The 21,110-nt window shown below is 60.6% G+C and carries 21 protein-coding genes; 11 read left to right on the top strand and 10 right to left on the bottom strand.

Features of this window, described 5'->3' with window-relative positions; genetic code table 11:
* Nucleotide 1 precedes the first annotated feature (1 nt).
* The 5 genes from crcB to HUU46_18200 all read left to right on the top strand — a co-directional run bounded on the left by crcB (nt 2) and on the right by HUU46_18200 (nt 3,662).
* On the top strand, nt 2-388 hold the full coding sequence (crcB, locus tag HUU46_18220) for a fluoride efflux transporter CrcB (protein ID NUM55585.1): 387 nt from the start codon (nt 2-4) through the stop codon (nt 386-388).
* A 10-nt stretch (nt 389-398) separates the two neighbouring features.
* The gene (locus tag HUU46_18215) at nt 399-740 is read left to right on the top strand and encodes a DUF190 domain-containing protein (GenBank protein ID NUM55584.1); all 342 of its coding nucleotides are present in this window, start codon (nt 399-401) and stop codon (nt 738-740) included.
* A 188-nt stretch (nt 741-928) separates the two neighbouring features.
* Nucleotides 929-1,531, top strand: coding sequence for an ATP-binding cassette domain-containing protein (locus tag HUU46_18210; protein NUM55583.1), 603 nt, complete (start codon nt 929-931; stop codon nt 1,529-1,531).
* Nucleotides 1,528-2,889 (top strand): ABC transporter permease, encoded by a 1,362-nt coding sequence (locus tag HUU46_18205; GenBank protein ID NUM55582.1) that lies wholly within the window; start codon nt 1,528-1,530, stop codon nt 2,887-2,889. Before HUU46_18210 ends, HUU46_18205 begins: the two co-directional genes overlap by 4 nt.
* A gap of 50 nt (nt 2,890-2,939) precedes the next feature.
* Nucleotides 2,940-3,662 carry a DUF3299 domain-containing protein gene (locus tag HUU46_18200; protein NUM55581.1) on the top strand — a complete coding sequence of 241 codons (723 nt, stop codon included), beginning with the start codon at nt 2,940-2,942 and terminating at the stop codon, nt 3,660-3,662.
* Between the two features lie 78 nt (nt 3,663-3,740).
* On the opposite strand, the gene HUU46_18195 is transcribed toward HUU46_18200, so the two are convergent.
* The 3 genes from HUU46_18195 to HUU46_18185 form a co-directional block, all read right to left on the bottom strand.
* A complete protein-coding gene (locus HUU46_18195; protein ID NUM55580.1) occupies nt 3,741-4,739 on the bottom strand; it encodes a glycosyltransferase in 999 nt (332 codons plus the stop codon).
* A gap of 104 nt (nt 4,740-4,843) precedes the next feature.
* Nucleotides 4,844-5,545: a hypothetical protein gene (locus tag HUU46_18190; protein ID NUM55579.1), complete on the bottom strand. Its 702-nt coding sequence runs from the start codon at nt 5,543-5,545 to the stop codon at nt 4,844-4,846.
* Nucleotides 5,546-5,674: 129 nt separating this feature from the next.
* On the bottom strand, nt 5,675-6,790 hold the full coding sequence (locus tag HUU46_18185; GenBank protein NUM55578.1) for a hypothetical protein: 1,116 nt from the start codon (nt 6,788-6,790) through the stop codon (nt 5,675-5,677).
* Between the two features lie 475 nt (nt 6,791-7,265).
* Here HUU46_18185 and HUU46_18180 point away from each other — a divergent pair, with 475 nt between their 5' ends.
* From HUU46_18180 to HUU46_18170, 3 genes are all read left to right on the top strand, one after another.
* On the top strand, nt 7,266-7,751 hold the full coding sequence (locus tag HUU46_18180) for a MarR family transcriptional regulator (protein NUM55577.1): 486 nt from the start codon (nt 7,266-7,268) through the stop codon (nt 7,749-7,751).
* A gap of 69 nt (nt 7,752-7,820) precedes the next feature.
* A complete protein-coding gene (locus tag HUU46_18175) occupies nt 7,821-11,246 on the top strand; it encodes an MFS transporter (protein ID NUM55576.1) in 3,426 nt (1,141 codons plus the stop codon).
* 147 nt (nt 11,247-11,393) lie between these two features.
* Nucleotides 11,394-12,230, top strand: a complete 837-nt coding sequence (locus tag HUU46_18170; protein NUM55575.1) for an alpha/beta fold hydrolase — start codon at nt 11,394-11,396, stop codon at nt 12,228-12,230.
* A 50-nt stretch (nt 12,231-12,280) separates the two neighbouring features.
* On the opposite strand, the gene HUU46_18165 is transcribed toward HUU46_18170, so the two are convergent.
* Nucleotides 12,281-13,666: an alkaline phosphatase gene (locus HUU46_18165; protein NUM55574.1), complete on the bottom strand. Its 1,386-nt coding sequence runs from the start codon at nt 13,664-13,666 to the stop codon at nt 12,281-12,283.
* Nucleotides 13,667-13,821: 155 nt separating this feature from the next.
* On the opposite strand from HUU46_18165, the gene HUU46_18160 reads away from it, so the two are divergent.
* Nucleotides 13,822-14,817 (top strand): glycerophosphodiester phosphodiesterase family protein, encoded by a 996-nt coding sequence (locus HUU46_18160; protein NUM55573.1) that lies wholly within the window; start codon nt 13,822-13,824, stop codon nt 14,815-14,817.
* 23 nt (nt 14,818-14,840) lie between these two features.
* Here HUU46_18160 and HUU46_18155 read toward each other — a convergent pair whose 3' ends face one another.
* The 3 genes from HUU46_18155 to HUU46_18145 all read right to left on the bottom strand — a co-directional run bounded on the left by HUU46_18155 (nt 14,841) and on the right by HUU46_18145 (nt 16,938).
* Complete coding sequence (locus HUU46_18155; protein ID NUM55572.1) at nt 14,841-15,695, bottom strand: shikimate dehydrogenase; 855 nt, start codon at nt 15,693-15,695, stop codon at nt 14,841-14,843.
* Between the two features lie 17 nt (nt 15,696-15,712).
* On the bottom strand, nt 15,713-16,054 hold the full coding sequence (locus HUU46_18150) for a histidine triad nucleotide-binding protein (protein ID NUM55571.1): 342 nt from the start codon (nt 16,052-16,054) through the stop codon (nt 15,713-15,715).
* A 116-nt stretch (nt 16,055-16,170) separates the two neighbouring features.
* Nucleotides 16,171-16,938, bottom strand: a complete 768-nt coding sequence (locus HUU46_18145) for a 16S rRNA (uracil(1498)-N(3))-methyltransferase (protein NUM55570.1) — start codon at nt 16,936-16,938, stop codon at nt 16,171-16,173.
* Nucleotides 16,939-17,154: 216 nt separating this feature from the next.
* On the opposite strand from HUU46_18145, the gene HUU46_18140 reads away from it, so the two are divergent.
* The gene (locus HUU46_18140) at nt 17,155-17,760 is read left to right on the top strand and encodes a sigma-70 family RNA polymerase sigma factor (GenBank protein NUM55569.1); all 606 of its coding nucleotides are present in this window, start codon (nt 17,155-17,157) and stop codon (nt 17,758-17,760) included.
* 32 nt (nt 17,761-17,792) lie between these two features.
* Nucleotides 17,793-18,806 (top strand): hypothetical protein, encoded by a 1,014-nt coding sequence (locus tag HUU46_18135; protein ID NUM55568.1) that lies wholly within the window; start codon nt 17,793-17,795, stop codon nt 18,804-18,806.
* A gap of 82 nt (nt 18,807-18,888) precedes the next feature.
* Here HUU46_18135 and HUU46_18130 read toward each other — a convergent pair whose 3' ends face one another.
* The 3 genes from HUU46_18130 to HUU46_18120 are packed head-to-tail and all read right to left on the bottom strand — an operon-like array spanning nt 18,889 to nt 21,072.
* Nucleotides 18,889-19,227 (bottom strand): DUF2304 domain-containing protein, encoded by a 339-nt coding sequence (locus HUU46_18130; GenBank protein NUM55567.1) that lies wholly within the window; start codon nt 19,225-19,227, stop codon nt 18,889-18,891.
* A gap of 12 nt (nt 19,228-19,239) precedes the next feature.
* Entirely contained in the window at nt 19,240-19,947 is a 708-nt protein-coding gene (locus HUU46_18125; GenBank protein NUM55566.1) for a glycosyltransferase family 2 protein, read from the bottom strand.
* 45 nt (nt 19,948-19,992) lie between these two features.
* Entirely contained in the window at nt 19,993-21,072 is a 1,080-nt protein-coding gene (locus HUU46_18120) for a hypothetical protein (GenBank protein NUM55565.1), read from the bottom strand.
* Between the last annotated feature and the right edge of the window lie 38 nt (nt 21,073-21,110).

Raw genomic sequence — 21,110 nt, 5'->3', positions numbered from 1 at the left:
CATGCAAGTCGTCACGAATGCATTGCTCGTCGGTATCGGTGGATTCGCCGGTTCCGTATTTCGCTATTGGGTCAGCGGCTGGGTGCAATCGCTCGTGAGTCAATCGTGGCGGCCGGTTGGCACCTTCGCGGTGAACGTAATCGGATGCTTCCTCATTGGCCTGCTACTTGGCCTCGCGGAGTTCCGGCAGGTGCTCAAGCCCGAGGCGCGCCTCCTGCTCATCGTCGGTGTGCTCGGCGGTTTCACTACGTTCTCCACCTTCGGCTACGAGACGTACGCGCTCGCGCGCGATCGCGAATTCGCCGCGGCGCTCGTTAATATCGGCGCGCAGGTTGTGTTCGGCCTGGCCGCTGTTTGGGCCGGTTACACCCTGGCGCGGTTCGCGTAAGGAGGCGAAAATGGAATTCAAGCACGGCTGCCTTCTCCGCATCTTCCTCGGCGAAAGCGACAAGCACGGCGGCATGGCGCTCTACGAATGGATCATCGAACAGGCCCGTGAACGCGGTATCGCCGGCGCAACCGCCGTTCGCGGTGTCGCCGGCTTCGGCGCGCACCACCGCATTCACACCGCAAAGGTGCTGCGTCTCTCGCTCGACTTGCCCATCGTCGTCGAAATAGCCGATGCGGAGGAGAACGTCAAGCAGTTTTTGGACGCAATCCGGCCTGCATTGGCGGACGGCCTCGCCACCTTGGAGCCAATCGATTTCTGCTCGTTCACGCGGCCTCGTGGCGGCACATAGCCGCAGCCTATCCATGGCATGCAGTTTGCTCCCCACACCCACCTGCACAGTCGCTTATCCGCACCTTCGCCCGGGCATCGGCGCATGTCTCGTCCAACCGTGAGGACACCCCCGCGGTTGACAGCCGCCGCGTCTAATCCGTAAGCTTTCGCGTTTGTTGATCCGTGCGTCACAAGGAGTTGTAAAGGGTGGTCGTTCTGGATAAAGTCCGCCGCAAACTCGGCCCCGGGGTCGAGTTTTACTGCGAGGAATTTCACGCGCCCGAGGCATCGCAGATCGCCTTGTGGGGGCCGAGCGGCTGCGGCAAGAGCACCATGCTCAACCTCATAAGCGGTTTGCTTCGCCCGAGTTCGGGCGTCATAAAGATTGACGGTATCGAAACACAGGGCCTGCGCAGCGGCCAACTCGACCGGCTCCGTGGCGAGCGGTTTGGCTTCGTGTTCCAGACGTTCAACCTGCTTGGGCCGTTTACGGCACTGCAAAACGTCATGCTCGGCATGCGCTTCAGCGACACCCGGCCCGCGCGCGAATGGCGCGAACACGCTACGCACCTGCTCGAACGCGTTGGCCTCGGCCACCGGCTTCATGCGCGGCCGGGCACCATGAGCGTCGGCGAACGCCAGCGCGTCGCCATCGCCCGCGCCCTTGCCGCCGGCGTGATGGACCTCCTGCTCGAATTGTGCGGCGAAAACAAAGTGACGCTGCTGCTCGTCACGCACGACCAGAAGATTGCCGAGCACCTCCCCAACCGGTTCGACTGCACCGGACTCGCGCGCGAGACTGCCCAATGACGCTTTGGCACATTGCATGGAACTATCTCTGGAACCGAAAACTCACGACGTTCCTCACCATTCTCTCGGTCGCGCTTGGCGTCGGCCTTATCACGTCGGTGCTGCTGTTAAGCTACGAAGTCGAGCGGCGCTTTGTGCAAGAGGGCCAGGCATTCGACATCGCCGTCGGCGCGAAGGGCAGCACACAGCAACTCGTGCTCAGCACCCTGTATTACATCGGCATGCCCGCCGGCGTGATGCCCTCGAAATACTACGAGTCGCTCAAAGAGGAACCGTCCGTAGCGGCCGCGTTCCCAATCACAATGGGTGATTCCTACAAAGGCCACCGAATCGTAGGCACAATCCGCGAAATGCTCGCATACGAATGGCGCGACAGCGTCACCGGCGATCGGCGCGGCACCTTCGACTTGGCGGACGGCGATTACTTCACGAAACCGCTCGAAGCCGTCCTCGGCCACACCGTCGCGCAGGAGACCGGACTGCGCGTTGGCGATCAATTCGCCAGCACACACGGAATGTATGTCTACGAAGGCATGGAAGAACACCACGAGGACTCGCCCTTCACGGTCATCGGGATTCTCAAACCGTCCGGTACGCCGAACGACCGCGCCATCTTCGTGGACTACCGCTCGATCTACGACGTGCACGAACACGAATACGGAACGCCCAGCCTCACCGGCGTGGATATCGAGTCCGACACCGGCGATGAAGTGAATAACGAGCACGCCGGCGAAGACGCCCAACACGAAGATCATGACGCGGAGGAGCATCCCGAAGACGAAGAAGACCACGATCACTTCGACCCACGCGAAAAACTGACCGCCGTCCTTCTCGTACTTGACAGCCCGGCCGAGCGATACGAGTTCAAACAGCGCATCATCGAAGAGTATCCCAACGCGGTAGCAGCCGTTCCCGTTATTGAAATTCAGACGCTGTACAACCAGCTCCTCGGCACCGCGCGCCAGGTCATGCTCTACATCGGATTCCTCGTAATCGTCATCAGTTCGATTTCGATCCTGATCGGCCTCTACCTCTCCATCATCCAACGCAAACGCGACCTCGCCATCATGCGTGCGCTCGGCGCGTCTTCAGGCGAGGTATTTGGCGCGGTGCTGATCGAGGCCTTTTGGGTCACGCTCCTGGGAATCGGCTCAGGCTACGCCGCCGGTCTCGCCCTGACCTGGACTATCGGGGCGTACCTCGTCCAGCGGATCGGGTTTAAGGTCTCGATCTTCAGCCCCTCGCCGGACATGATCTCCGCCTATTCGGCGATTCTCATCATGGGCATGATCGCGGGAATTCTCCCCGCGTGGCAGGCCTACCGGACCGATGTGGCCCGCGACTTGGCCGAATTATGATGGAATTATGTTACAATATCAGCCGTTTTCGGGTGTAAGGAGTCAGTTTCGTGAGAACGCGCGTAGTACGGGACCTGGGCACCATCGCGGGCATTATCGTCATCCTCGCCGGTGTAGTCGGACTGAACATCTACTATCGGCTGGACAGCCTCAAGACGAAATACGACCGCATCCGCCGCGGCGTCGAGCACCAACGCAAAGCATCCGGTATGGAACTGCTCGATTGGGAGTTGTTGCGAAAGACAAAAGGCAGCCTGTCGAGTGGTCCCCGTTTCGATCCGGAACTCGTCAAGTGGGCCAAGCAAGGACGTTCCTCGAATCTCATGGGGTTCATGACACCGATTGATCAGTTCAAGGACGCGACCCACTTCATGCTCCTGCCGCTCCCGATAGAATGCTACTTCTGCCAGATGCCGCCGGTACGTGACGTCATGCTCGTGCGCATGACGGAAGGCGAAGTCGTGCAGATGGCCCCGGAGCCGGTCCTCGTCACGGGTGGTCTAAGCCTTCATGAAGGGCCCAAACAGAAATTCTTCTATAGCATGGCCGATTCCAATTTGCAGGCCGGCGAAAGCGGACAAAAGCTCAGCATCAAGAGTTTCGCACGGGAACACCGCGAACAAGGCTACAAGGAAGGCGCAAAGCTGATGCAGGATGCCGGCGGCGGTCATCAGCCGCAGGCCGCACCCGAGGCCGAAATGTTACCCGCCATCACGGACGGGCCGGATGCCGCGCCAAGCGCCGGAGACTCGGCGCCAGCCAACGGTCAGTAGACGTTCGGGCTGCACGACACCGAATACGTTTTGTTCCGTCAGGTGCATACCGTCCTTTTCGTCCTTTGCCCCCCGGCATCAAGCAATGAACCGGTAATCGCGCGATTCTTCGTACCCGCGCGGCGCAAACCAGCCTCGTATTTCTTCCCGCGCGCCCGGCGCGCCCACCGCAACGAGCACATACGCCGATCGCGATGGTGGAAGGCCCTCCGGGGCAATTACCGGATACCCATGAATACGCGTGCCGATCTTCCTCGGGTGAATATCGACAACTGCGCTCGGCCGGACCGTGTCCCACGCGCGCAACCAGCGCTTGCCCACTTCTCCCGCGCCCCATTGCACGAACGCGCGCGACCCCAACGACGCGAGTTCGGACACCTCGAGAAAATGCTGCTTCAGTTTTTGAAACTGTCCGGGCGAATACCGCGAATCGGTCTGCGAGAGTCTGTCCGGCGCGTTACGCCAATCCAGCAAGACCTCGGGGATTTTCGCGAATCGCTCCCCCGCTTGCCACAGGCGCAGCACCAGATCGTAGTCTTCCGCCCATCCCCGGTCCTTGTACCCGCCAATACGCTCGAACGCGCTGCGCCGCAGAAAAAATGTCGGGTGCGCCAACGGACACTCCACAAATATCTCGCGCGAGATTGCATCGTGTTCGACAATCGAATTGATCCACTCGTGGTACCGCCGCCCGCCCTCGCCCAAGTCGGCGCCCGTCGCGCGCACAAGGCACCCGCATAACGCGATCGATTCGTCTTGCCGCATTAGACTCAACTGCCGCTCGAACCGCGCAGCGTGCGAAATGTCGTCCGCATCCATCCGCGCGATATAGGCGCCGCGCGCCGATTCGCAAGCGTGCTGCAACGCGGCAACGATGCCGACGCGCTCATGGCCGACAATCCGAATGCGCGAATCGGTATTCGAGCATTCCGCCGCGATCGCCGTAGAACCGTCGTCCGAACCGTCGTCGTACAGAAGCAGTTCCCAATCGGCGAATGTTTGCGATTGAATCGATTCGATGGCGGTGCGAAGGGTTTCCACCGCATTGCGAAAGGGCAAAACTACACTAACCAGCATTTCTTACCGCCCCACGACGTCGCAGTGGATGTAAAATGCTTCGGTGCGGTGAGAAATGCTCACGTGTAAGCCGTTGGCGTTGAAATCATGACGCCGCAACCGCGTCAGCGCGCGTCTTCCACCGGCACGTCGAACTGATCGAGATAGGGATAAATGTGCCCGCTAATGAAATCCCGGACCAACCTGCAATTCTCGCGAAGCGGCCGTAATTCGCCCGCCGCGATCGGCTCGCGCGCAAATACGCCCTTTACCTCGACGAAGATTTCGTTCTGGCTGTACCGGTAGGACTCGATCGTCGTGTGCAACGTTCCCGGGTGGTCCGGCGTCTCCGGCATCACAAACCGCAATCCGCCCACGGCAATTGGCCGGCCCAGATGCGGCCCGATTTTGCCCTCGAGCCCGCACATCTGTTCAAACACGAACACGCGCGCATCGGAAAAGTGCGTCAACGCAAAGGTCGTGCGAATCGTGACCGCGTGGGCAACGAACGACGGGATTCCAAGTTCGCGCGAGGCAAGCTCGGCGACCGCGTCCAGCCGCTCCAGGAACTGCGCGAACGGAACGTCTACCCACTCCTCCGCCACCAGAACGCGATCCGGCAGGAACACCGCCGTGGATTGTGTCTTGCGCCCGCGCTTGGTAAAGAATCGCGGTGGGCCGGTGGGGCTGAAATCGCTGCTCAGGTAGTTCGCGTGCTTCGTCTGGGAAAGTTCGTAGTACAGCTTCTGGAGCGGCGGCAGCGCGTGCTTGTGCGGAGCGTGGATCAATTCGGACGAGAAATGAATTGGGCGGTCTTCGGATTGCATTCCCGGATCGTACTACACGCATGCCGCCGGGTGAAAACTCGCGTCACGAACTTCCGTTCAATGTAGCATCCCCGCGCGACAACACTGCTCGAGAGCCGCAGGGGCCGGGTTGCCGGAACCCCTTCGTCCTCAACCCATCTTCTGGCCGACGGCCGCGGCCCGCGGCGTATCTCCCGCTTTCATATAGAATTCTTGTGCCAACTTGTAACGGCGCTTGCTCAACTTAAACAGCAACAGTTTCGCCTCGCGGTCGGCCTGTAACTCGTTCGCCATCGCGGCCCGTGCCCAGAACTCCGCCTGCCGATCCGGTTGCGTGACCGACAACGCGCCCGCAATTCGTTGGGACACCGTCGCGATCAAACCGTAGTATCCGGCCTTTTCCGCCAAGGGCGCCACTTGGTGCAGGAAAGTCAGGCACCGTTGTGCGATCGCCGCATCGGGAGGCACCGCCCCGACGTGAGGCACCGGCACCGCTGTACACACGCCAAACGACTTCACGAACCCACTGATACGTTCGCCCATTTCCTTCGTGTACTCGACCGTGTCCCCATCGAACGTGTGCGCCGGGTCCTCGATTGCCGTGCTGCTGCCGCTCTTCGATCCGCTTTCCGTCTTGCGCTCCTGCCGGCGCCGCGCGCGCTCCCGCTGGTCCGCTTCGTATTTCGTGAGCACTTGCGCGTACGCGCTGTCCAGCGCCTGGAGAATCAAACTCAAGTAGGTGTCGCGGTGCTCGGCCGCGGAAAGCGCCCGATCAAGCAGATTGTCTATCAGGATCATCGGCACTTCCACCGCGCGCCGCACGTTTTTCCCGCTGACAAGGCATGCCACCAGTTCGTTGCAGTAGCTGCGGAAGATGTTCGGGCCGATCTCGCGCCCTTCCGTGTCGATGCCGTTCAGTTCGCGTGTTACGTGCTGGAAAATAAAATCCGCCGCAAGCACATACCCACGGTCCTTGTGGATGACCTGACCGTCCGTCCGTTTCGCGTCGAGATAAATCCGCATCTTCGCCGCGGCGACATACAGGCCCATCACTCCGCCGATGCGTTTCAACTCCGCAATCGAGAGCATCGCGTCGGGGCTGTTCATGTCGCCCGCTTCGATTAGCTTCTGCAACTCCGGCACAAGCTGGGACGCCGCCTTCGCGTCAACATCCGGCTCCTCCGGCACAGGTGTCTCATGCCGAGCCGAATCCGATTGCGATGGCGGTGGCGTTATTAGGTCGGAAATTCGTCGAAAAAAGCCCATAGGGCAGAGTACTCCGCTCCCGCGAACTCTACCTTGCTCCCTCCCCAGAAAGCATAACGGCGTTAAACCAAACCCGTGCGCTCATTCTACAGATTCAGCGGCCGTTTGCAACCTAGAATTCCGTTAGCACCGTAAGCCGTTGCGCTACACCGAACCCAACCCCTGCGCAGACCCCGATCTCGAGCGCTCGTCCACACGCATCGCGCACGTTGGGCTGGCGCCTCGAAGTCCCAACGCTCGGGTCACATCAGCGGCGCGTTGCGGCGGTTCCCTCCGTGGCCAGGCGCTCGTTCAACGGAATACGGATGGTACAATTCCATAATCGAGGTTGCGCTATGGCCAAACTCCAATCAAGAACAAATCGTAAAGCCGTTACTTATCAATAGGTTACACAGGAAAATTATAACGCTTGATTTCTTACTGTTTTATATGATACATTATGTGCAGGCGAGACTAAGTTGGAGGTCTACCAGTCGTGTCATTGGAGCGCGAACTAAACCTCGAGGTCCCCTTCCGGGATCGATACCACGAGGCAGTTCTCAGCATCGTGCGCACGGGCAGCGTCCTCACAAACGTGGGCGAACAACTGTTCCGTGAGTTCGACCTTACCGAGGCCCAGTTCAATGTGCTGTTCTCGCTCAAGTACAACCCGCACAACGTCACGCAGTCCGACCTGGGAAAGCGCCTCGTAGTGACGCGCGCGAGCATTACGTCCGTGCTGGACCGGCTGGAAGGTAAAGGTTTGGTGGCGCGCGTGGACGTGCCGAACAACCGGCGCATCTATCACGTTGAACTGACGGAAAAAGGCAAGGCGTTGATCGATGAAGTCGAACCGCTCTACCGCGAGAAAATCCGCGAGGCAATGCAAGGATTGAGCGAGCGCGATTGCCGCGACCTTATCGCGGTACTCGAACGCGTCCGATCGCATGCGGGCGCGCAAGCAGAATTGGCTGTTCCTTAACAAGGCAAACTACTGTAGACTTATGCTGCGGCATTGCTGCGAAGGCCGCGTAAGTCGGGGACATTGACCATGCATACCGAAGAGACCGTAGTGTACAACGGTCACGTTAGGCGCTATCGACCGATCGGCTTTTGGGCGTTCGTCGCGACCCAATTCCAAGGTGCGCTCAACGATAACCTGTTCAAAGGTGTGATCGTATTCTTTCTTGCCGCGGTGACAGGACAGGGCCGCGACTCGCTTGGCGCGATCGGCACCGTGGTCATGGCGCTGCCGTTCATTTTGTTTCCCGGCTTCTTCGGCGTGCTTGCCGACCGATACTCGAAAAAGGACATCACCGTCTGGTCGAAGTATCTCGAAGTATTTATTATGGCAGCGGGCATGGCCGGATTCCTGACGCAATCGCAATTCTTCCTGTTTGCATTGCTATTCCTCATGGCTGCGCAGTCCGCAATGTTCGGCCCAGCGAAGTACGGCGTCCTTCCTGAAACGCTCGCGGAAGAACTGCTCTCCTGGAGCAACGGCATCGTCCAGATGACAACCATGATAGCCGTCATACTCGGCCAGGTACTTTCGGGACATTTATACGAGTACCTCGGTCCGGACCGCGTGTATCTCGCAGGTCTGGTGCTGACGGCACTTTCGTGCGTTGGTGTTTTCACCTCCTGGAATATGACCCGTCCGGAGCCCGCGAACCCCTCGGCGGCGTTCCCGCTGAATCCGTGGAAAGGTATGGGGCACGACTTGGCGACCATTTGGAACAATCGCTGGCTGCGCATGATCGCGTTCGGATACAGCTACTTCTGGTTTGCCGGCGCAATTCTGCTCAGCGCGATTCTCGGGCTGCAGGATGAATTGGGCCTGCGCGAATCGCAGACCGCCAACCTCACCGGCTTGCTGTCGCTCGGTATCGGGCTCGGATCCTTCGGCGCGGGTGTGGCGTCCCGCGGAAAAATCGAGATGGGACTCGTTCCCATCGGCGCGGGTCTGCTGGGCCTCTCGTGCATTCTGTTCTACTGGTTTGGCCAATCGTACGAGTCGTCCATCGTTTTGCTCTTCCTGATGGGGTTCGGCGGCGGCGTCTTTGACGTTCCGCTTGCCGCGGGCTTGCAGTACCTCAGCCCCAAGCAAACGCGCGGCAGTATTATCGCGGCCGCGAACATGCTCACCTGGGTCGGCATCTTGTTCGGCGGCGGCGTATACATGCTGCTGCCATACACCGGCCTCGGCATTCACGGCACGTTCGTCGCCGTCGGCGTGACGACGCTCGCCGTGCTGCTCGTAGTCTGCGCGCTCACCCCCATCATGCTCGTGCGCGCCGTGCTGTGGGTCCTCGCGAACACCTTCTACCGGCTCAACGTGCGCGGCCGCACGAACATCCCCGAAGAAGGCGGCGCGCTGTTGGTCGCAAACCATGTGTCGTTCATCGATGCGCTGGTCGTCAGCGCGGCAATCGATCGCCCAATCCGCTTCATCATGCACGACGAGATTTATCAGACGTGGTGGATCCGTCCAATCGCGCACATGCTCGGCGCGATTCCCATCTCCGCAATGGGCGGCCCGCGCGAACTCGTCCAATCGATGCGCACCGCCACGCAAGCGATCCGGGACGGCGAGATTGTCTGCATCTTTGCCGAAGGCCAAATATCGCGCACCGGCCAGATGCTGCCTTTCCGCAAAGGCTTCGAGCGCATCATGAAAGACGTCGAAGCGCCCATCATCCCGGTGCAACTCGACAGGCTGTGGGGCAGTATCTGGAGCTTCGCCAACGGGCGCTTCTTCTGGAAACTGCCGCGCCGCATTCCCTATCACATCACAATCAGCTTCGGAAAACCGCTCGCGCACGACGCGGACACCATTGCCGTGCGTTACGCAATCATGGAACTCGGCACCGAAGCGTGGATGGCCCGCAAGCTGGAACAGCCGCTGCTGCACCGCGCGTTTATTCGTACGGTGCGCGCACACCCGTTTGCGATGGCCCTCGCCGACGGCCGCACACCGAAATTGTCCTTCTTCATGGCCTACGTCGGCGCCATTGCGTTGGGCCGAAAACTGAAAAATATCCTCGGCCCCGAAGAAATGACGGGCATCCTGCTGCCGCAATCCGTCGGCGGCGCGGTCACCAACATCGCGCTGCAAATCATGGGCAAGGTCGCCGTCAACCTCAACTACACCGCGTCAAACGAATCTGTCGCGTCCGCCGCACGGCAGTGCGGCATCCGGCACGTGCTGACCGCGTCCGAGTTCCTGCAACGCGTGCCGATTGCCGTGCCGGGAGAGACGGTGCTTCTCGACGATGTAAAGAAGACGATTACGCCGCGGGACAAACTGATCGCCGTCTTTCTCGCGGTATTTTGCTCGATGCGCTTCGTCGAACGCGCGCTCGGCTCGCCGAAAGGCCGCACCGAAGACGACCTCTGCACCGTCATCTTCTCGAGCGGCAGCGAAGGCGAACCCAAGGGCGTCATGCTCACGCACAAGAACGTGCTGACCAACTGCGAAGCTGTCGCGCAAGTCTTCCCGCACGAAACCGGCGACGGTTTCATGGGAATCCTGCCGTTCTTCCACTCGTTCGGATTTATGGGCACACTGTGGATGCCGCTGTGGCGCGGTTTCTTCGCCGTCTACCATCCAAACCCGCTCGAACCGAAAATCATCGGTCAATTGATCTACCGATATCGACCCCGTTTCCTCATCGCGACGCCTACGTTCCTGCAGGGGTTCATCCGCCGTTGCCTGCCGGAAGAATTGAGCAGCCTCGACTATGTCGTCACCGGCGCGGAAAAACTGCCGCAGCGAGTACGCGAAGCCTTCCTCGCGAAGTTCGGCGTCGAACCGCTCGAAGGCTACGGCACCACCGAATGCGCGCCCGCAGTTTCCGTCAGCGTGCCCGACTTCCGCGCGCCGGGCTTCTACCAGGTCGGCACCAAACACGGTTCGATCGGCCAGGCGTTGCCCGGAATTAGCGTGAAAATCGTCGACCCCGACACCGAGGAACGTCTCCCGCACGGTGAACCCGGCCTGTTGCTCGTCAAGGGCCCGAACATCATGAAAGGCTACCTCGGACAGCCCGAGAAGACCGCCTCGGTGTTGAAAGACGGTTGGTACAACACCGGCGACATCGCGGCCATCGACGAAGAGGGATTCATCGTCATTACCGATCGTCTCGCGCGTTTCAGCAAGATCGCGGGCGAAATGGTCCCCCACACCAAAGTCGAAGAGACGCTCCACAAACTGCTCGACATGAACGAACAGACGTTCGCGGTCACGAGCGTCCCCGACGAACAAAAGGGCGAACGCCTCATCGTCCTCCACACGCTCATGGACGGCGAACTCGAAGTGCTTGTCGACAAACTGAAAGACTCCGAGCTGCCCAACTTGTGGCGTCCGAAACCCACGTCGTTCTACCGCATCGCCGAAATTCCCGTCCTCGGCACCGGCAAAATGGACCTGAAGAAGATTAAGGCGCTCGCCAAGGAAATGGACGTCGGCGAGTAGCTCACGAGCCGTTCCATGGGCGATACCGCCAACGCACCACGACGACGACGCGGACGTACGTTCATCATCGTCTCCGCGGCGCTCGTCTTACTCAATGTCGGCTGCAATACCCTCGCGACCCGTTTAGTGGATCGATGCGATGCAGTCGTGCCACGAAATCCCGACGGCATAATGATCGGCGCGGAAGCCCGCGAACTCGGCGATCCAAACTCGCCAAACGCAGCCCTATTCGTCCACGGCTTTGTTGGTGCGGGAACAAACTTCAATCAACTCCCACAGAAATTCGCGGACGCCGGTTGGTTCGTGCGCGTCATGCGCCTGCCCGGCCACGGCACCAGCCCGCGTGACGTTGAGATCGTCACCGCGGACGAACTGGAAGCGGCAGTGCTGGACGAAGTTGCGCAATTGCGCGAACGGCACGAACGCATCGTGCTCGTCGGCCACTCGATGGGCGGCACGCTCTGCACGCTCGCCGCATCGAAGACCAACGTCGACGGCCTCATCCTCGGCGGTGCGTACTTCGGCGTGACCTACCGATGGTATTACGTGCTGCCGCCGGAAGTGTGGACGGACCTGTCCAGCCATGTCATCCGCTGGGTGTACAAAGGCCACTTATTCACACAGGTCAACGACCGCTCGCAGCTCCCCAACATTCTGAGCTACACGTGGGTACCCACCAAGGCCGGTGTTACGTTGAATGAACTCGGCCGCCGCGTGAACAAACCGGAAACGCTTGAACACGTTACCTGCTCCATAATCATGTTCCACTCCCACCACGACATTGCCGCGTCACAGGAAGCTGCGTCGAACGCACTCAAGCGTATGCGCTCGAGCGACAAACAAATGATCTGGGTGGACAAATCGAACCACCACGTCTTCTGGGACTTCGATCGCGATTTGATTCTGGATGAATCGCTGAAGTTTGCCGCCAAGGTCGCGCAAGGTGACGACGAGGAACCCATCGAGTTGCCTTCGATTCGCTGATCCCATACCCGATCCCAACTCGCGCGAAGGACGCTGCTGGACGACGAACGCTAGGGTCCACCTGCGCCCATAAGCCGTTTCGTAATCATTCCGATATCCGTGTTATCGATGTACTTCCCGCGCTTCGGGTCCTCTTGCTTCGCGGCTTCGGCAAACAGCTCCGATCCGGCGCCCTTCACGAAACACGGTATCAACTGGTTGGTGTGGCTCTTGTGATGAAACTCGAAGCCCGGCATGTTCCCCTTGCCGTTGTTGACAATCGGCTTCAGTTCCGGCTTCGAGCCCGGCCCGAGCACAAACCCGCATTCGTGATCGCCGGTAACGACGACCAGCGTCTCTTCCCACGAGCTATGCTGCTCGACCCATTGCACCACGGCTTCAACGGCCTTGTTGTAATCGATCATTTCCTCGATCATGCGGCCGGCCGCGTTCGCATGGCACGCCCAATCCACCGCACCGCCCTCGATCATCAAGTAGAACCCGTCCGGATCGTCGTCAAGCACATTAATCGCCGCCAACGCCATTTCCTGCAGCGTCGGTACGTTCGCCAGCAGCGGCGTTTGGAACGGCATATCGTCTTCGCGCGTATCGTCCACGCCCTTGCGCGACGCCTGCAGCGTCTCCGCCGCTTCCACGGTCGCGAGCACACGCTTTGGTGTTCTACCGGTCATCAACTTCGCGACGTCATCCTTCGATTGCACGAGCTTCCAATAGTCCGCCTTGCCGTCCCCGTCGCAATCGCCGCCGGCTTTACCCGCCTTGAGTTCGCGCCACAACTTTTCGCCGCCGACAAAACGGAACGAATTGTCCGGCTTGGCATCGTCCGCCTTCTTTACGTGCTTCCGTTTGATTGGCTGGCCTTCGTTGTCGTAGTCCGGATTGCCCGCGCCCATAATCACTTCGCACGCGCTTTCCCGAATCATCTGCTGCGCGATAATCTCGTATTGTCCGCGGCTCTTGTCGTGCGCCACAAACGCGGCCGGCGTCGCGTGGCTCCACTGCACGCTCGTAACCACGCCAGTCGCCTTTCCCGCGCGTTCCGCCACTTCGATCGCATGCTCAAGCGGTTTTCCGTCCGGCCCCATTCCAATCGCGCCATTCAACGTTTTCACGCCGGACGACATCGTCGTTGCCGTTGCCGCACTGTCCGCGGCGCCCTTCTTCAAGTACTCGTAATCCGTCCACGCCTTCGCCGGATCGTACCCGTCGCCGCTCACCGAGTACGTCGACATGGGATAGAGCGTGAACTTACGCTGGTAGACTTGCTTGCCCTGCTCGCCGTATTGGTAGTAGTCCGTCGCCTCGATGTGGTTGAAGCCCCATCCGTCGGCGACCATCACGATAATATTCTTCGCGCGTGGCCCGTCCGCCGCGTTTGTAGGAAGCACAAAACTTACAGTGAGCGCGCAAAGCCCGGCTATTCGACTGCACAACATGCGGGAATTCCTTCTGGGCGTGTTCAGACTGGCGCGCTATTCTGGCAAATGGACCGAACGCTTTCCAAATCCGCACAACAGACCAAGCACATCCGATTGCGCGCCATTCGGCGTGTGGGTATCGTGTAGGTTTCAATCCGAGGGAGGGTGTCCCGATGCGAGCGATTCCTGTGTTTACGTTGTCGTGTCTTTGCATTGTGCTTGCGTGCTCCGCAGGTCCACTGCCGCCGCTCTCGAACTCGGACGCAATCGCTCTCGTTGAGTTCAAGTCCGGCGCGCTCGCCGGCGCCCGCGTCGAGACGTCGCAATCGCAGTACACCGTAACCGGTAACGCTCCAGACGGCGCAATCTCGGCGCAAATCGATCCCGTCGCGGCGCGCGTACTCTCCATCTCACAAGCGGGAAAGGAAACCTACACGTTTCCCGGCGTCATCGCGGTGGGCCATCGCGGCACAGTCAAGTTCGCACCGGAGAACACCATCGCCGCGTTCAACAAAGCCATCGAGATCGGAGTTGACCTGCTCGAGATGGACGTGCGCGAAACAAAGGATGGCAAGCTGGTCATCATGCACGACATCAGCATCGCACGGACCACGACCGGCCGCGGCAATGTCGCCGAAATGACGCTCGATGAAATACGCAGTTTCGACGCGGGCTCAAAGTTCGGCGCGAAGTTTTCCGGCGAAAAAGCGCCCACCTTCGCGGAAGCGCTCGAAGCGATCAAGGGCCGTGCGCTTCCAGACATCGATTTCAAGGCCGGCGATCCCCGGAAGGTCATAGACGCAGTCCGCGCCGCGGGGCTTGTTGGAAAATGCACGCTCTACTGCGGCGACTGGGCAAGGCTCCACGACACGCTCGAACTCGAGAAAGGTTTCGTAATCCGCCCTACTTCGCCGAAAGGTATCGATGGGCTGGAAAAGGTAATTCAGGAATTCGATCCGCCCATCATCAATATCGACTGGGCGAACTTCTCCGAAGAATTTATCCGCGCAATTCACCTCAAGGGAAAACTCGCATTCGTCAACACGATGGGAAAAACCGATGGAAGGGAGAGCATCGTCCGCGCGATCGACGCAGGCGCGGACTACATCCAATCCGACGAAATCGATGTCCTGATTCACGTCCTGCGCGAGAAAGGTTTGCACAAGTAGCGAATGGAGGATTGTGGTCCCAACTAGCCGGCCAAATCCGCCACAGACTGCCGCATCGCGTCCATCGGACACAACACACCTGTCCACCGCTCGAACTGCAGCGCGGCCTGATACAGCAACATGTCGATGCCATGCACAATCGCGCACCCCGCCGCGCGAGCCTCGCGCAGCAACCGCGTCTCGTGCGGACGATAGATCATGTCGAACACGACTTGCCCGGGGCAAAACAGTTCCTGCGGCACACATGACTCGCCTTCGTTCGGCTCCATGCCCACCGACGTGCCCTGAATAATAATGTCCGCCGACGCAATGGCGTCGCGCAGATCGCGTTCGAGCGATCCACCCGAAACGCGCAACAACTTCGCCGCGTGAAGGTCGCCGACCAGTTCCTCAACGTGACGTGCCGTACGCCCGAGGATGGTCACGTGCGCGGCCTTCGTCAGCTCCGCCACGGCAAATGCCACCGCGCGCACCGCCCCACCCGACCCGAGAAACAACACGCGCCGTCCCGTTAGATTGACGCCGCTTTCCGTCAACGCGCGCAAGGCGCCGCGCCCGTCCGTCGTCGAACCGACCAGCCGGCCGTGCTCGTGCGTGATCGTGTTCACGCTGCCCACAAAACGCGCCATCGGTTCGATCTCGTCGAGGTGCGCCATCACCGCGCGCTTGTGGGGTATCGTCACGCTTACCCCGCGAAAACTCGGCATCGCGCGTACGCCGCTCAGAAACGCCTCGACCTGCTCAACGTGAAATGCGAGATAAACGTAGTTCAACCCCGCGGCGCGGAACGCTGCATTGTGCATCCGCGGGGAAAGTGAGTGGGCGACCGGGTTGCCGATCACCGCGCACAACGCCGTGCTCGTGTCAATCGCGTGCATGGAGGCGCGCGCGCGGTCTAACCCGGCGGCCAATAGAATTCGCGCCCGGCCAGCAGGTGCAGGTGAATGTGGTAAACGCTCTGCCCGGCCTGCGGACCGCAGTTGATCACATAGCGAAAGTCGCTCAGCCCTTCCTGCTCGGCCACTTTGTTTGCCGTGAGAAACAACCTGCCAAGCAACTCGATGTCCGCTTCGGCCGCTTCCGAAATCCGTTCGATGTGTTTGCGGGGAATGATCAGGATGTGCGAAGGGGCGGCGGGATTAATATCGCGAAACGCATAAAAATGAGTGTCGTTATACACCTGCGACGACGGAATCTGTCCGTTCGCAATCTTGCAGAATAAGCAATCGTTAGACATACATGCGGTTCCCTCGGTACCGCTGGAGCGTATCGCACGCCAGCCAACCTTCGCAAGAACACCGATGCGCACGCGCCCCCACTCGCAGACATCCGCCGTCGAAATCGGCCACGCGCTCAACCGCTCGGTGGTATCGACAATCCCGCCCAATTCGACGACCGCGTCCGCACCGGACCCAACAATCCCAACTCGTACATCACCAGCGCCGCCGCCAGCACCGCCGCCACCTCCGATCGGTACGTCGCATCCCCCAACGAAATGGCCTTCGCCTCTCGCGCGACAAACGCGCCAAGCTCCTGCTCGGTGAAATCGCCCTCAGGCCCGACAAACAACGATACCTCCGGCGAGGTGATCGCCTGCGCGACCGGCACGGAAGGCAGCTCGGCCGTCGCCACCAACAGCGTCCCGGTTGCGCGCGCCAGCGCGTCCTCCAACGAATCCGCCGTGTCGAATTCAGGAAGCCACGCCCGCCGGCATTGCTTGCACGCCTCGATGGCCGTCCGCCGCCACTTGTCGCTCGCGCGAGGCTGTCGCTCCGAATGGTGCGATGGGAAAAACACAATCCGGGTAATCCCGATCTCCGAGCCGTGCCGAATAAGCTCCTCGGTCGCCTTGTCACGGTGAAGCCCGGCTTGAAACAGCGTAAGCCCCGCCGGCGCGCGCCCGGTCGCGCGGCACTCCCACACCTCGACCTCCACGTCATGGCGGGTCATCTTGACCACGCGCCCCTCCCATTCCCGGCCCGCCCCGTCGAAAATTTCGATTGTGTCCCCCAGTTTCAGGCGTACAACGTGCAAGGCATGGTGCGCCTCGTGCCCGGTCAACTGAATCAAGTTGTTCCCGTCGGGTGTCACGTCTGTGTAAAAACGATGAAGATGCGGCATGGCGCCAGCGTAACAAACTTGCGCAGCCTTGATCAGCACCGCCCCGATTCGCCATGTGTTCTCCAATTGCCGGCACCCTGACGCATGATGAATGCTTCCTACTGGGTATGAGAGCATTGAACTTAACAAAGTCGGGCGCGTCGCCCTTGGGCGCTGGGCTTCGTGTAAACTTTTTGCCAACCCGGAGCGTTTGACCAAGTGAACTGGATGCAGGGAATGGACTTGGAGGCCGCGGACGACGAGGCGTTGGCCGAGGCGCTCAAGCGCGGGGACCGGCAGGCGTTCGACGAATTGGTTCGTCGACACCAGGGCCGTGTCTACGCGATTGCCTACCGCATCACCTGCAACCGGGACGACGCACTCGATGTCGCCCAAGAGGCCTTCATCAAGGCGTTCCGAAAAATTGAATCGTGGCAGCCCGTGGGCGGGTTCCTCCCCTGGCTCTTGCGCCTCACAACCAACCAGGCCATCGACGCCGTCCGGTGGCGCAAGCGCCGCCGCACGGAACCGCTCGAATCGGTGGACGCCGAGGGTCAGATCCGACAGGCGGAGCACGCGGCGCCGGGCGGCACCGGCCGCGACATTCGCGCACAGGAGATCGAATCGCGCGTGCAGGCTGCACTCTCGGCGCTGTCCCCCGCGCAACGCGCGGTCTTCGTCATGCGGCACTACGAAGGGCTTCAACTCGCGGACATCGCCGTCGTGCTGGGGTGCAGCGTGGGAAGTGTGAAAGTCCATCTTTTCCGCGCGCTGCGCAAGCTTCAGAAGGAACTGCGTGACTTGCACGGGCTGGGCGAAGAAAAAGCAAATGAAGGGCAATGATGTTTCACTGGAAACGAGATCGAATTCAGGGATTGGCAGCGAAATCTCTTTACGAACCGCTGGACGAATCCGAGCAGCGTGAGTTGGACCGTGCACTCGAATCCGATGCCGCGCTGGCCTCGGAGTTGGTAGCGTTTCGCGCATTCGTGAAGGGCGTCCCCGCGGCGCCGGTTGACCGAATCCCGAATCTCCTGCCGCTCTTGCACGAACGGCTCGATGCGCCTGCGCGGCGTGGCGCGTATCGACTGGCGTTTGTCGGCGCTGCGGCCGTGTTGGTCGTCGCGATTGCTGTCGCGGCGTGGTATTCGGACAACCAGCCAAGCGATTCCGGAGTAGGTCTCGTGGCCCGCTCGGGCGCTCCAAACACCTTGGTCTCACAGGCCCTGGCTGAGGCGAACACCCTGTTGGCGAAGCACGACACCCGGACTGCGTACGAAGTGCTGCGCCAGGCCCTCAATCGACAACCCCGCGATACCCATGCCGGCGAGGCGCAGTGGCTCCTGACCGAGTGCGCCTTCAACCTCAATCGATACGCCGAAGCCTACGAAGCCTGCTCGACGCTGTTCGCGGACTATTATCCATCGCTCGAAAACCACGCCGACCGCCGCGCCCGAGCGATCGAATTGCGCGAACTCCTCGTCGAGGCCAAGAAAGTCGATTTCGCGTCGCTCCAGGCATTCGACGTTGCAAAGCGCGACCGCGTCAACACCTTCGCCGCGTTGGAAAACGTGGCGACCGAGTACGCCAAGTATCTGGGCACGGAACAGTATGCCCTCGGCGATCTCGTGGCGAAGGAAATGGCGTCGACAATTGCGAAGGAAATTGGCGTCGACGCCGCCACGCCGGCGGGCGTTATCGCAGCCTATCGGGCCGCGCGGGAGCGGTGCACGTCGCCATTCGCGGTCGCGTTCCTCGATATCAAGATCGGCGACGCCTATGCGCAATCCATGAACGACCCCGCCGCCGCGAAGGAACACTACGAGCGCGCCGCGGAAAACCCGGTCCTGGCAAGCCTCGCGACAAAAGCGCTCGAACGGATCAAATAGAACACTCCCCGCCGGCCGCGCTCCCGCTAGTCCGGTCATTCAGATCCGGTCGACTGTCTGGTCGTTTACCCAATCCGCCCCGCTACCGTGGCGCCTTCGGCTCGCGCAACGCCAACTCCTGCGCAAGGTTCTTTACCTCGGTCTCCAACCGCGAAATCTTCACGCTGAACTGCAACGACAACGCGAGCACGAAGAATATCCCGAAGAAGAATAACGTCGACGACGTCCAACCAGCCCCAATGAATTGCGTAATCCACTCGAGCAAGGGATAGTTCAAACCGATCACGACAATCGCAACGCCGGCCAATATCCATAGCCACGAATACTCGACGCGCAGTTTGCGTCTGCGCACCAATTCGAGAATCGTTACGAGCAACGTCAACCCGAACGCGGCCGCAAGTACTTTCTGACGTATATCCATGTCGCTGCGCCCCTATGTGCCGTCCCCGCGCCGAATCAGGTTCAGCGGTATATCCAGGCCCATCCGAAACAAGTAATACACCGGCCGCAACCCAGCGTGCATCGACTTCCCTCCGCCGGGGAACATCGTGACCGGCAACTCGGCGATGCGAATTCCGTGGCGATGCAGCATCACGATCACGTCAACATCGGGATAATCCACGGGATACGAATCGTGACAGTACAACGCGATGACGCGCCGGTCCATCGCCTGAAATCCGCTGGTCGGATCGGTAATCGTCTGCCCCAGCAGCACCGATGCCACGCGTCGAAACACGTACATACCCGCCCGCCGCGCAAACGGCACCGCGTACGTGCCGCCTTCGAGAAAACGCGATCCGATACACAGATTGCTTCCGCCGCCACGCACGTAATCCAGTAATCGCGGTATGCACTGCGGATCGTGTTGACCGTCCGCATCGAGTTGAACGAGGTAGGAATGCCCCATGCGCAGCGCGTATTTGTAGCCCGTCTGCAGCGCCACGCCGTAACCAAGATTGTAGGGCAACGTCAATACCGTCGCGCCCGCGTCGAGGGCCCGTTCGCCGGTCTTGTCCCGCGAACCATCGTCCACCACGACTACCGTCGCCTCCGGCACGGCATCCTTCACCCTGCCGACCACGCGCGCAACGTTCGCTTCTTCGTTGAATGCGGGCAGCAGGATCATCGTGTCGGACGACATGACGCAAGTGTAATCGCGGGGTGCGGCGGCGTCAACGGTGCAAAGCTATCGTGACCGAACGACGATGCGATCATCGAGGACCTGGTAGCCGTAGTTCGGTTCGAGCCACTGCCGAATCAACAGGTCCATCGCGGTCTTCACGGAAACCTCGCGAAGATAACACGGGTTCACGGGAAACTGCTCGAGTCCCTTCTCGGCGACGACCCGCACGCCCAATTGCTCCGTCAGCGCCGGCAATACGTCGACCAGCCGCGATGGATTCAACGGCAACTCCATCCGCTGCCCCGTGCGCAACGGATATGGCAACGCCAACGTCACCTTTCGATCCAGGACCGCCCTGTGCTTGTCGCCGAGCGATGCCTCGTCAAGCAGCGCTGACGCAGGGTTTGTGTTCGCGGGCGTCGACAGGAAAATGAACTCCGGGGTACTTTCCGCCTGCACCGCGGCGACGCGCGCCGACTTCAGGATCGCCTCGATCGCCGTTTCCAGCGGCGCCTGCGCCAGGGCAAGTTCGCCGCACCGCGCGTCCCCGATCGAATTGTCCGCGACTATCGACACGCGCAGCGCGTATCCCATCCACATGAACACCGAACACAACGGCAATCCCGATCCGAACACGGCGTCGGTCTTCATGTCGCGGTACCGTTCGTCCAGCCGACCGGACAACGTCACGTTCAGGAGTTGCTCGTACCCTTCCGGAAACAGGAAGTAATACTGCGGGTGTTCCTCCATCGCCAAACCGCCGTGCGCCGCGACGGTGGTGGCGGCATCGCGGATTGGACGCCGCTTGATTTGGAGATCGCGCACAACCCGGCTCTCGACACCATTCATCAGCACGATGTTCCCGCCCGTCTGCGTTCCCATGGATCGAATGACATCGCCCAAGGTCGCGGCCTCGGGCCCAATTGTGACACGCACGTTCTTGGACTTGGCCGGTTTTCCCGCAGGCTTCTCCGCCGGTTCGCCCGGGCGATACACCTCGTTGGGATTGAGCGGAGGCAGCTTACCGGCCTTCGCGGGCTCCTCCACGGGGCCGGCGGGCTCCGCCTTGTTTTTCGCCTGTGTCGCGCAGGAAACCGCCATCGCACACGCGATACACACCAGGCCAAACCGCACGTATCTCATGGTGCAGACCCTCGGAAACACGTTCCCTCTCCGGCTAA

Source organism: Candidatus Hydrogenedentota bacterium (genome assembly GCA_013359265.1).
GTDB lineage: Bacteria > Hydrogenedentota > Hydrogenedentia > Hydrogenedentales > SLHB01 > JABWCD01.
Note: the sequence above shows the minus strand (reverse complement) of the source record. Positions and strands in the feature narration are given on the sequence as shown.